Source organism: Clostridioides sp. GD02404 (assembly GCF_045898275.1).
Taxonomy (GTDB): domain Bacteria; phylum Bacillota; class Clostridia; order Peptostreptococcales; family Peptostreptococcaceae; genus Clostridioides; species Clostridioides difficile_A.
Genome location: NZ_JBJOCA010000005.1, coordinates 31,053 through 43,069 on the forward strand (window position 1 = coordinate 31,053; position 12,017 = coordinate 43,069).

12 protein-coding genes are annotated in these 12,017 nt (G+C 27.7%); 10 read left to right on the forward strand and 2 right to left on the reverse strand.

Annotated elements, in window-relative coordinates; genetic code table 11:
* The first annotated feature begins 126 nt into the window (after positions 1–126).
* The 3 genes from Q3287_RS04560 to Q3287_RS04570 all read left to right on the forward strand — a co-directional run bounded on the left by Q3287_RS04560 (position 127) and on the right by Q3287_RS04570 (position 3,697).
* On the forward strand, positions 127–939 hold the full coding sequence (locus tag Q3287_RS04560) for a TlyA family RNA methyltransferase (RefSeq protein ID WP_054269712.1): 813 nt from the start codon (positions 127–129) through the stop codon (positions 937–939).
* A 19-nt stretch (positions 940–958) separates the two neighbouring features.
* Positions 959–2,638, forward strand: coding sequence for a DNA repair protein RecN (gene recN / locus Q3287_RS04565; RefSeq protein ID WP_054276254.1), 1,680 nt, complete (start codon positions 959–961; stop codon positions 2,636–2,638).
* A gap of 192 nt (positions 2,639–2,830) precedes the next feature.
* Positions 2,831–3,697, forward strand: a complete 867-nt coding sequence (locus Q3287_RS04570; protein ID WP_407963586.1) for a hypothetical protein — start codon at positions 2,831–2,833, stop codon at positions 3,695–3,697.
* An 82-nt stretch (positions 3,698–3,779) separates the two neighbouring features.
* On the opposite strand, the gene Q3287_RS04575 is transcribed toward Q3287_RS04570, so the two are convergent.
* Both Q3287_RS04575 and Q3287_RS04580 read right to left on the reverse strand, forming a co-directional pair.
* Positions 3,780–4,271 carry a GNAT family N-acetyltransferase gene (locus Q3287_RS04575; protein WP_054276256.1) on the reverse strand — a complete coding sequence of 164 codons (492 nt, stop codon included), beginning with the start codon at positions 4,269–4,271 and terminating at the stop codon, positions 3,780–3,782.
* Positions 4,272–4,330: 59 nt separating this feature from the next.
* On the reverse strand, positions 4,331–4,771 hold the full coding sequence (locus Q3287_RS04580; RefSeq protein ID WP_054269716.1) for an N-acetyltransferase: 441 nt from the start codon (positions 4,769–4,771) through the stop codon (positions 4,331–4,333).
* A gap of 160 nt (positions 4,772–4,931) precedes the next feature.
* Here Q3287_RS04580 and Q3287_RS04585 point away from each other — a divergent pair, with 160 nt between their 5' ends.
* The 7 genes from Q3287_RS04585 (at position 4,932) to Q3287_RS04615 (ending at position 12,017) form a co-directional block, all read left to right on the forward strand.
* Positions 4,932–5,993 (forward strand): SpoIVB peptidase S55 domain-containing protein, encoded by a 1,062-nt coding sequence (locus tag Q3287_RS04585; protein WP_054269717.1) that lies wholly within the window; start codon positions 4,932–4,934, stop codon positions 5,991–5,993.
* A gap of 140 nt (positions 5,994–6,133) precedes the next feature.
* Positions 6,134–6,958 (forward strand): sporulation transcription factor Spo0A, encoded by an 825-nt coding sequence (spo0A, locus tag Q3287_RS04590; protein WP_021383996.1) that lies wholly within the window; start codon positions 6,134–6,136, stop codon positions 6,956–6,958.
* Positions 6,959–7,382: 424 nt separating this feature from the next.
* Positions 7,383–8,504 carry a putative cytokinetic ring protein SteA gene (steA, locus tag Q3287_RS04595; protein ID WP_054269718.1) on the forward strand — a complete coding sequence of 374 codons (1,122 nt, stop codon included), beginning with the start codon at positions 7,383–7,385 and terminating at the stop codon, positions 8,502–8,504.
* 17 nt (positions 8,505–8,521) lie between these two features.
* On the forward strand, positions 8,522–9,397 hold the full coding sequence (locus tag Q3287_RS04600; RefSeq protein WP_054269719.1) for a copper transporter: 876 nt from the start codon (positions 8,522–8,524) through the stop codon (positions 9,395–9,397).
* A gap of 23 nt (positions 9,398–9,420) precedes the next feature.
* Positions 9,421–10,113, forward strand: coding sequence for a glycosyltransferase family 2 protein (locus Q3287_RS04605; protein ID WP_054269720.1), 693 nt, complete (start codon positions 9,421–9,423; stop codon positions 10,111–10,113).
* A gap of 7 nt (positions 10,114–10,120) precedes the next feature.
* Positions 10,121–10,945 carry a hypothetical protein gene (locus Q3287_RS04610; protein WP_054269721.1) on the forward strand — a complete coding sequence of 275 codons (825 nt, stop codon included), beginning with the start codon at positions 10,121–10,123 and terminating at the stop codon, positions 10,943–10,945.
* Positions 10,946–10,949: 4 nt separating this feature from the next.
* The gene (locus Q3287_RS04615) at positions 10,950–12,017 is read left to right on the forward strand and encodes a DUF3866 family protein (protein ID WP_054269722.1); all 1,068 of its coding nucleotides are present in this window, start codon (positions 10,950–10,952) and stop codon (positions 12,015–12,017) included.

Below are 12,017 nucleotides of genomic sequence, written 5' to 3' on the forward strand. Positions count from 1 at the left end.
TAATGAAAATATTATAAATTAAGACTGATATAAAATATAAAATTTATCAATTAAATAAATATCAGGTGTGTTACTTTAAGCTACTTTAGTTATTATTAAAGTAGCTTTTAACAGAAAGGTAATTTTATGAAAAAGAGAATAGATTTATTGTTAGTAGAACAAGGTCATTTTGAAAGTAGAGAAAGAGCTAAAAAAGCAATAATGGCTGGTCTAGTTTTTGTTGATAATCAAAGATGTGATAAGGCTGGTACAGAAGTAAAAGAGGACTGTAATATAGAAGTAAAAGGAAATCCAATACCGTACGTTAGTAGAGGTGGTTTAAAGCTTGAAAAAGCTATGAAAAACTTTGATTTAACTATTGATGGAAAAGTATGTATGGATATAGGTGCATCTACAGGTGGTTTTACAGATTGTATGTTAAAAAATGGAGCAATAAAAGTATTTTCTATAGATGTTGGTTATGGGCAACTTGCTTGGAAATTAAGACAAGATGATAGAGTTGTGTGTATGGAGAGAACAAATATAAGAAATGTGACAATAGAAGATACAAAGCAGTTTGCAGATTTCGCATCAATTGATGTGTCTTTTATATCATTAAAACTAGTACTGCCAAAAGCTAAGGAGTTAGTACGTCATGACGGAGAAATTGTCGCTTTAATTAAACCACAATTTGAGGCAGGAAGAGAAAAAGTAGGTAAAAAAGGTGTAGTTAGAGAAAAATCGACACATATAGAAGTCATAAAAATGATTTCTGACTTTTCTGTTGGAAATGGATTTGAAATTTTAGGATTAGACTTTTCTCCAATTAAAGGGCCAGAAGGAAATATAGAGTATCTAATTCATCTGAGAAATGGAAATGAAGGTTATGAGTTTGATAGTAACACATACGATAATAAAATAGTGGAAGTCGTTGAGGCTTCACATAATTTAGACAAATAGGCTAAAAGGGGGCTTAGACTTGATCCTCGAATTATATATGAAAAATTGTGCTTTAGTTGAAGAGCTAAGGTTGAGTATTGATAAAAATTTAAATATACTTACAGGTGAAACTGGTTCAGGAAAATCTATAATAATAGATGCGCTTGGACTTTGTCTAGGTGATAAATATGATAGGTCTTTTCTAAGAAAAGGAACAGACAAGGGACTTGTTGAAGCCGTATTTTTATCAGATAATATATATCTAAAAAAAATACTAGACGAAAATGATATAAGTATAGAAGATGATAATTTGTTAGTCATAACTAGATTGATATATTCAGATGGAAAGAGCACTGCTAGAATAAATGGAAGAACTGTTAAAGTATCTCTTCTTAGAGAAATCGCATCAACACTTATAGATATACATGGTCAACATCAAAATCAGGCTTTATTTAATAAAGACACTCATTTGAAATTTCTAGACCTTTTTGGAGAGAATGAATTAGAAAAATTCAAAGTTGCCTATAAAAAAGTGTACAACAAGTATAGTGAAGTAAAAAAAGCTTTAAATTGTTTAACAGAAAATAAGGATGAGATGCAAATTCAAAGAGAAATAGATTTGTTAAAATTTCAAATAAATGAAATTGAGGTAGCAAATTTAAATAAGAATGAATATGAAGATTTATTAAAACAAAGAGAAGTTTATAGAAATAGTGAAAAGATATATAATAACTTGAATTTAAGTTATAGCAAGTTACATAATGGTGAGTATAATGTTATTGACCTAATAGGTCTTGCATCTAAAGAACTTAATGACATATCAAAATATGACAGTGTTTTGAGTGAATATAGTGATACTGTAGAAAGAATTATGTATGAGTTACAAGATATATCTAGTGATATAAGAAATTACAAAGATAATATAGACTTTGAGCCTTATGAATTAGAGCAGATTGAACTTAGAATTGATGAGATTAACAATTTAAGAAGAAAATATGGAGATAGTATAGACGATATATTTGAGTATTATGAAAAGATAAAAGATAGATTAGACGAGATACTAAATAGAGATGAAAGAGTTGAACAGTTAAAAAGTCAACTTATGAATATAGAAGAAGATTTAAAAATAAAAGCTAATAAATTGACTAAAGCAAGAACAGAAGTAGCAACTACTTTAGAGAAAATACTTCTTGATGAATTAAAAAGCTTAAACATGAAAAATGTAATGTTCAAAGTTAATTTTGAAGAAGGCCCATTTACTTTAAATGGAATAGATGATATTGAATTTATGATATCTTTTAACTTAGGAGAAGATATTAAACCTATATATAAAGTTGCATCAGGTGGTGAGATGTCTAGGTTTATGTTGGCATTTAAGACAATCTTGGCTGATATAGATGATATTGATACATTAGTGTTTGATGAAATAGATACAGGTATAAGTGGTATAGCAGCACAAATTGTTGGTGAGAAATTGAGTGATATAGCAAAGAAAAAACAAATAATATGTATAACACACTTACCTCAAATTGCGGCAAATGCTGACACTCATTATTGTATAGAGAAAGATACTTCAAATAATAGGACATTTACTAATGTTAGTAAATTAAATCAATCTCAAAGAAAAAATGAAATTGCTAGGCTTATAGCAGGTAATAATATAACAGAGAAAACTATCGAACATGCAAGTGAAATCATTGAAATGGCTAAAAAATGCTAGTGAAGAAAGGTTGTTCTAAATAGGTGTAAAGAATTTTCTATCTGAATACTTTACATCTATTTTTTATGATTAAATTATTTAGTGAGTATATTAAAAATATAAAATTTAAAAGTTATATCAATTTGTAACTTTGAAATTTTTAGATGCTTAAGTATAATATTATGTATAAGGTATTAGTGAGGGGGGCATAAATTGAATAAAAAAAATACTATGCACTTAATTTTTACAATTGTAATTTTTATTTTATTATGGTATATGATATTGACAATGAATGAAATTAACAAAAACCTAGAAAACTATAATAATAAATTAGAGTATTTGTCACAAGAAATTATGAATATCAAGTCAGATATTAGTAATACGATAAATGAAGAAATGTCAAAAAGCTATATAACTAAAAGTATTGATTTAAAAGTTAAAAAGCTTGAAAAAGAAGAATGTACTATTGAGGTAGATATTCAATTGAGTAAGTTGGGTAAAGATGGCAAGGTATTTTTTATGTATAAAGAAGATAATGATAAATGGAATGAGATTGAAATGACAAAACACGGAGAATTATCGTATACTTGTGAGATGAAAATAAAGACAGGTAATGAATATGACTATAAAGTAGTTACAAATGGGACCATATCTGAAAGCTCAGATGTACAAAAGCTAACTACATCTGATTATATGCCTGAACAACCTGTATTTAATTCTGGAATAAGGGATAATAAAGAATATTTTATTGAAATAATAGAAAATAGTAATCTCTTAAATCATGAAAGTGAAAAGTCAAAAAATAAAGTCTATAATAGTATCAAATTGAAGAAAGTAGATATTATTGTAAATGAAGGGAAAAAAGATACTGTGTATAAAGCAAAATCTGTTAAAATATCAGATGCTGATAAAGATAATAGTCCAAATGAAAGTCAAGTAAATTATGAAGTAACTTTCCCTAAAAGGGATATTGGTAGTATAGTCTATATTAAAGCCAAACTTACATACAATAATGGAGTAGAGTACATAAAGGATATAACTGAAGATATAACTATGAGTTTACAAGATTTGGAAAAATAAATACATATACAAATAAATTTGGTCAATAAAATAGAGTATAAATAAAATTGCAGTAGTTTTATTTATACTCTATTAGATAAAATTATAATTTTAATTCCATATATCTAGCGCCTTCAATTGGATTATAAGTATACGGTTCTATATCATAGAAACCAAGCTTTTCGTATAGTCCTTGAGCACTTTTCATGCTTGGAAGAGTGTCTAATCTCATATAGGCATATCCAATTTTTTTAGCTTCTTTAACAATTTCTTCTAATAGTATTTTTCCTATCTTTAGTCCTCTAAATTGATTTCTTACAAATAATCTTTTTAATTCACATACTTTGTCTTCAAGCTTTTTTAAAGCAACACAACCTGCTAAATTTTCATCGACAAATACTAATATCAATGAACCTGAAGGTTTTATATATTTTCCTGGAAGTGTTTTTAATTCGTTATTAAAGTCTTGAAAACATAAGTCTATATCTAGAGAATTTGAATATTCAGTAAATAAAATTTTTACATTTTCAAGATTTTCCAAGTCTTCTTCTTCAACAAATTTTAAACTTATATTTTGAGCCATTTTATCCATCATTATATAAATATGTTTATATAATGATTTCACCTCCTTGATAGATGTATATTTTGTTAATATCAATTAGATTTTAATACCATTACTTTTTCACCGCCATAGTCAAGTTCTCCATTAAACTCAAATCCAAAATCTTTATAAAGCTTGATAGCTGTTTTGTTGTTATCAAATATACTAAGATACAATTCATCACAATTATATTCTTTTTTAAGAAGGTTTATAAGAAAATCTAAGGATGCTTTTCCATATCCTTTGCCTTGATATTTTGAATCAATCATAAATCTATCAAGCCAAACTCTATCATCTTCTAAGCGACCATACATAGCGAATCCTATTAATGAATTTTCATCATATATTCCTACAGGTATCCAAGCCGTTATAAATTTAGATTCAGCAATAGAAAGTGCATTACTTTCTATATAATCCAATTGACTTTTATCTACAGACAAATCAACTAAATCACGCCAATTATTTACGTCTGCAATTCTTACATTTAATTTCAAGATATTACCGCCCTTCAAACTTTTTCTTACAATATAATACTATCATATTATATATTAAAAATCACTTAGTAAGATGTTTAATAAGGTTTTTAAATGAATAAATTTTCTAGAAAAAGGAATTATAAATACATAATAATACAGCATAGGAGTAGATGAACATATGAACAAATCAAATAAAAATTTAAAAAATATTTGGATAATATTAGGAGCTGTATCGATTTTTATGATGGTTATAATCTTTCAAAATAAGAATTGTAATATAAATAAAGAGACTCCAATAGAAGCTTTTACAATTAAGAATCATGATAAAAAATTTGTATATCCACTTGGCAACATAGTTGGAGTAAAAGCCAATACAGATGGTGTATTGGTCTTAGGATATGAGGAAGAAGATGTAGATTATATTGGAGGTATACAAATTGGCGACAATATAGTAAAAATAGATAATAAAAGGATAAAAAATGGTCAAGATGTATCAGAAATTCTAAATAAAGCTAAGAAAAGTAAAGTTGAAGTTACTTTTGAGAGAAAAAATAAATACAAGACAGAAGTAATAGAAACTAAAAAAGAGAATGGTAAATATAAGCTTGGTCTTTGGGTAAGAGATAAGATATCTGGAATTGGAACTATGACTTTTTATGACCCTAGCATGGAAAAGTTCAAAGCAATTGGTCATGCCATAAAAGATTCGGATACTAATGAACTATTAAAAATAAAACAAGGATATATATATAAGCCAGAAAAGCTAAAAATAGTAAAGGCTAGTAATGAAAAAATAGGTAAAATAAAAGGCGACTTTAATGATAGCAATTTAATGGGTAATTTCTCGAATAACTCAGAGTTAGGTATAAGTGGTAATATCACAGAGAAACAGAATAAAGAATTTAATTTAGCGAATAAAGAAATGCAATTGATAGAAGTTGGCCGCCCACAAGATGTAAAAATAGGAGATGCAGTCATTCTTTTTGAAGATAAAAATAAAAATATAACAAGCTATGATATAAAAATAGAAAGTATAGTATATGATAAAGGAAATTATAGAGATATGGTAATAAAAGTAGTAGATGATAAGTTATTGGAATACACAGGAGGTATTGTGCAGGGGATGAGTGGAGCTCCAATAATACAAAATAATAAAATTATTGGTGCAATAACTCATGTTTTTAGAGATAATCCGAAAAAAGGATATGGTATTTTTATAGATGAAATGATAAAATTGTAGGTGAGGCATTAAAAAATTTTATTATTTTATCAATTATCTAGAAGGAATATAATTTTGAAGTGTCGAATATGCATTAGAGTAGATAATTAAGAGCAATTGTGTAAAAAGTTTAGTTTTCTGTAATAAGAAGATGTTTTTTAATGGGGGGATTTTTAGTGGAAAAAATCAAAATAGTTTTAGCAGATGACAATAAGGATTTTTGTCAGGTATTAAAAGAGTATTTGTCTAATGAGGATGATATCGATATATTAGGCATAGCTAAGGATGGAATTGAAGCATTAGACTTAGTAAAAAAGACACAACCGGACTTATTAATATTAGACGTAATAATGCCACATCTAGATGGATTAGGTGTAATTGAAAAATTGAATACAATGGATATACCTAAAATGCCAAAAATAATAGTACTATCAGCAGTAGGTCAAGATAAGATAACTCAAAGCGCAATAAATCTAGGAGCAGATTACTACATAGTAAAGCCGTTTGATTTTGTTGTGTTTATAAACAGAATTAGAGAATTGGTTTCTAATAGAGTTGCTCAAGTTGAGCCAAAGCCTAGACCAGTTCAAGAAACTCAAATGACTAGAAGTGATTTCGTTAAGAATGTAGGGAATATAGAAACAGAAATCACAAATATAATACATGAAATAGGAGTACCAGCTCATATAAAAGGATATTTATATTTAAGAGAAGCAATAAAAATGGTTATTGATAATGTTGAGCTTTTAGGTGCAGTAACAAAAGAGTTATATCCAAGTATAGCTAAAAAATTCAATACAACACCAAGTAGAGTTGAGAGAGCGATAAGACATGCGATAGAGGTTGCGTGGAGTAGAGGAAAAGTTGACACAATAAATCAACTATTTGGATATACAGTACACAATACTAAAGGAAAACCAACTAACTCGGAATTTATAGCAATGATTGCTGATAAATTAAGACTAGAGCATAGTATGGTTAAATAAATAGACACAAAAAGTAGGGCTTTTTAATTAAGGCATTGGCGATAAATATGTATTACAAGTAGCGAAATGGTATAACCAGTAGGGTTATACTGTTTCGCTATTTTAATAAGTATAAAATTTTTTCTTTATTTTTTCTTTACTATTCGTTCAATATATTAATATAATAAATTTATTTATACTATACTTATAGTATATGTCTTTATAAGTTACAAAATGGAAGGAGTTTATTTTTTAAGAATGAATGTTGAATAAAATATAATAAACTTTATATTTTAAAGAATATTGTTGAATGTGTTAAATAAAAAAATAATAGAATATAGTATTATAAATGCCAAAGATGCAAAACAAACTTAAAACATTTATTTTATTGTTAAGTAATGCTATAATATAATGTGATTTTAATAATGATAGTGGAGGTTTAAAAATGAGAGTCGAGGCCCCTATAAAAGTAGATCGAAAAACCAAAAAACTTGCTAAAAGAGTTGAAAGTGGGGAAATAGCAGTTATAAATCATATCGATATAGATGAAGTTGCTGCAAACTCTTTAGTAGAAGCTAAAATAAAACTTGTCATAAATGCGGCTCCTTCTATAAGTGGTAGGTATCCCAATAAAGGTCCAGGGATACTAACTGAAAATAATATACTAATAATTGATAATATTGGAGAAGAATTATTTGAAGAATTAAAAGAAGGAGAAACTATAGAAGTTGTAGATGGAAAGATATATAGAGAAGGAAAATTTTTAGGTGCAGGCGAAGTTTTAGACAAGTATGAAGTTTCACACCAAATAAAGGCTGCTTATGAGAATTTAGCTGTAGAATTGGATAGATTTATAGATAATACTATAGATTATGCTAAAAAAGAAAAAGGATTTATACTTGGAGAAGTAGAAATTCCAAAAGTGAAAACTAATTACGCTAATAAACATGTATTGATAGTTGTGAGAGGTCAGGACTATAAAGAAGATTTGAGTACAATGCTTTCTTATATAGAAGAGGTAAAGCCAGTCTTGGTTGGTGTTGATGGTGGAGCAGATGCTTTAATTGAGTTTGGATATACTCCAGATGTAATCGTAGGAGATATGGATAGTGTAAGTGATGAAGCTTTAAAAAAGGCTAGCGAAATAGTAGTACATGCTTATACAGATGGAAGGGCTCCAGGTCTTAAGAGGGTTCAGGAATTAGGCCTAGATGCAATTGTATTTCCTGCACCAGGAACTAGTGAAGATATAGCTATGCTTATTGCTTATGAGTATAAGGCTGAGTTAATAGTAGCAGTTGGAACACATTCAAATATGATTGATTTCCTAGAAAAAGGTAGAAAAGGTATGGCAAGTACTTTTCTAGTTAGGCTTAAAATAGGTTCAAGACTTATAGACGCTAAAGGTGTCAATCTGCTATACAGAAGTAAATTAAAAATAAAGTACATATGGGCATTAATAGCAACAGCTTTGTTCCCTGTATTGGTAGTCGCATCACTATCACCAGGTGTTCAACAATTTATACAACTAATGCAATTAAAGTTTAGAGTATTATTACAGATGTAAATTTTAGGAGGATAAATATGCATATTAATATGAAATATTATATAGTCACTATAGGTGCTATATTTATAGCTTTGGGTATAGGCATGTTAGTAGGATTTAATTTAAATAATAATCAACAATTAAGTGAACAACAAGCAAATATAATAAATGATTTAGATGACAAGTTTAATATTTTAAAAGAGAAAAATGATAAACTTGATGGTGACTTAGCAAATGTAAATAAGGATTATGAAGAAGCAGTTAATTTTATAAATAAAAATGTAGATAAGATTTTAGCTGGTTCATTAAATGGTAAAAGCATAGGAATAATATCAGCTAATGAAAATGACGATTATACAAAAAATATAGAAGACATAATAAATAAATCTAATGGAAATATTGCCTTCAATATAGTATTAAAAGAAAATATAACAAATCCAGAAAAGTTAAAAGAAATCTCAACTAAATTAGGTGCAGATATAAAAAATGCAAGTGATGCTGTCAATTATATAATGGATACCCTTAAAAAAGAAGATGCAAGTGATATTCTGACATATCTTCAAGAACTAGATGTAATAAAGTTTAACTCTCTTGGTAATACATATCTAAAATATGATTCTGTTGTAATAGCTGGTGGAAATGATGCAAAAGATAGTGCAAAACAGTTTGAAAAAATAGAAAAATTTGTAGTTTCAAAACTTAAATCAGAAAATAAATATTTAGTAGAAGTTCAAAATACAGGAGTTAAAACTTCTTATGTAGAACTATATTCTAAAAACAAGGTTGCAACTGTAGATAATATTGATGAAGGAATAGGAAGTATATCTCTAGCTATTCTTTTACAACAAGGAAACATAGTTGGTAACTTTGGTAGATTAGATACTGCAACTTCATTGTTGCCATCTATTAAATAGAAATAATTTTAAGGAGAGAAAAAATGGATTCTTATATAAGTATAATAATACCAGCTTATAACGAAGAAAGTAGAATAAAATATACATTAGATAGTATAGTGGATATTAAACAAATAAACGAGATAATAGTTGTTGATGATGGTTCAATTGATAATACTGCTAAAGTTGTATCTGAATTAGAGAATGAAAAGATTAAATTTTTTAAGTTAGATAAAAATAGAGGCAAAGGATATGCTTTAAATTATGGCATTAAGTTAGCAATGAAAAATGCAGATATTATAGGATTTCTAGATGGAGATTTAGGAAGTTCTGCTAAAGAAGTTGAAAAATTAATAGTACCTATATTAAATGGTGATGCTGATGTTACTATAGCTAAGTTTCCTCCTGCAAAGAAAAAAGGCGGTCTGGGATTTGTAAAAGGTTTAGCTAAAAATTCTGTGTTTGAGATGACAGGTGTTGAGTTAGATGCGACTTTATCAGGTCAAAGAATATTTAAAAGAGAAGTTTTAGAAAAGTTTGATGAAATACCTTTTGGATATGGAGTAGAAGTTGGTATGACTATTGATATCTTAAAGTATGGATTTAAAATTAAAGAAGTATTAGTAAATATGACTCATAATGAAACAGGAAGAAATTTAAAAGGGTTTATTCATAGAGGAAAACAGTATTATCATATAAAAAAGGTTTTAGGACAAAAAAAGAAAGAATGGAGGTAATATCTTAGTGGAAGATTATATACTTTATACCATTTTATTATTAACAGGATTATTTGGAACCTATGCTGTAATACCACTATTTAAAAATCTATTAATAAATGGAAATATACTTAGACCAAACTATAAAAAAGACATGATACCAGTAAGTATGGGAATTGTTTTTTTGCCTATGGTTGTAATTAATGGGATAATACTTACTTTCTTTACTACAGAATATAGGGATTTAACATATATATTTATGTTTATGTTTGGTATGATATCGATGTTTTTTGCAGGGATATTAGATGATATTATTGGAAATAGAGATGTAAGTGGATTAAAAGGACATTTTAAAAGTTTATTTAAAGGAAGTCTTACAACAGGAGGTTTTAAAGCATTATTTGGCGGATTTGTAGGACTTATAGTTTCTGTTGCTATATCAAAAGATATAATTGACATAATAATAAACACACTGATAATAGCTTTATCAACCAACTTAATGAATCTCTTGGATTTAAGACCAGGAAGAGCAATAAAAGTATATTTATTTATAATGGTGATTATATTTTTGACATTAACAGGTTTTGTTCAAGTGCTTCCATTACTTATAGTGCCAAATGTGCTTGCGTATTTTAATTATGATTTAAAAGCAAGAGCAATGATGGGAGATACTGGTTCAAATGTTCTTGGAATATCTATTGGAATTATGATTGCTTTTGGATATTCATTTAATGTTAGATTGGGATGGTTAATATTTGTAGTTATTATGCATATATTCACTGAGAAATACTCATTAACTAAGATAATAGAAAAAAATAAATTATTAAATTTTATAGATAAATTAGGAAGGTAACATTATGATAAGTAAAAGAGTGGGGATTGTTGAATCAATAGTAAGCCAAACTGAAACGCTTGATGATATAAGAGTGAATATAAATGGGGAAGTGCAAAGGGCATACAATTATCCAAAGCTATCTGGAACTATAAATGTAGGAGATGAAGTAGTTTTAAATACAACAGCAGTAGAACTGAGCTTAGGTACAGGTGGATACCATTTTGTAATAACTAATTTAAATAATTTAGAATCTACTTTAACTGAAGGTGGTCATATAATGAAACTTAGATATACACCTCTCCAAATAAAAGTTGATTCTATTGAAGAACAAGAAAGTATTTATCATGATGAATTTGGAAAGTTTAAAGGATTAGAAGGTCTTTCTGTTGTAGTAGGAACTCTTCACAGTATGTTGACTCCATTTGCAGCTTCATTTAAAAGAAGTAATCCCAATAAAAAATTAGTATATATAATGACTGATGGGGCATCTCTTCCAATATATTTAAGTAAAAACGTGGACACTTTAAAAGAAAAAAAATTAATAGACAATACTATAACGATAGGTAATGCATTTGGTGGAGATTATGAATGTATAAATATATATACTGCACTAATTACAGCTAAAGAAATATTAAAGGCAGATGCAGTATTTGTAAGTATGGGACCAGGAATTGCTGGAACAGGAACAAAATATGGATTTACAGGAATTGAACAAGGTCCAATTCTCGATGCTGTAAAAAAACTTGGTGGAAGAGCAATAGCAATTCCAAGAATTAGTTTTGCGGATAAAAGAGAAAGACATCAAGGTATTTCACATCATAGTATGACCGTATTTAAAGAGATTGTAAATGTAAATATAGATATACCAATAACTATATATGATGATGAAAAATTAAAGTTTATAAAAGAACAGGTAAGCTCAAATGGTTTAGATAAAAAGCATAATATAATTTATATAGATAATAATAAAACAAAAGAGGACTTAGAATATTTTAATCTAAAAGTAAAAAGTATGGGAAGAAATTATGAACAAGATGAGGCATTTTTTAAAGCTGCAAGCACAGCAGCATATTACTTAATGGAGGTTTAA

Excerpts from the sequence above, each read along its gene's own strand:
- Q3287_RS04615 (WP_054269722.1), top strand. The coding sequence starts at position 10,950 with ATGATAAGTAAAAGAGTGGGGATTGTTGAATCAATAGTAAGCCAAACT.
- steA (WP_054269718.1), top strand. The coding sequence starts at position 7,383 with ATGAGAGTCGAGGCCCCTATAAAAGTAGATCGAAAAACCAAAAAACTT.
- Q3287_RS04575 (WP_054276256.1), bottom strand. The coding sequence starts at position 4,271 with ATGATGGATAAAATGGCTCAAAATATAAGTTTAAAATTTGTTGAAGAA.
- spo0A (WP_021383996.1), top strand. The coding sequence starts at position 6,134 with ATGGGGGGATTTTTAGTGGAAAAAATCAAAATAGTTTTAGCAGATGAC.
- Q3287_RS04605 (WP_054269720.1), top strand. The coding sequence starts at position 9,421 with ATGGATTCTTATATAAGTATAATAATACCAGCTTATAACGAAGAAAGT.
- Q3287_RS04585 (WP_054269717.1), top strand. The coding sequence starts at position 4,932 with ATGAACAAATCAAATAAAAATTTAAAAAATATTTGGATAATATTAGGA.
- Q3287_RS04600 (WP_054269719.1), top strand. The coding sequence starts at position 8,522 with ATGCATATTAATATGAAATATTATATAGTCACTATAGGTGCTATATTT.
- Q3287_RS04560 (WP_054269712.1), top strand. The coding sequence starts at position 127 with ATGAAAAAGAGAATAGATTTATTGTTAGTAGAACAAGGTCATTTTGAA.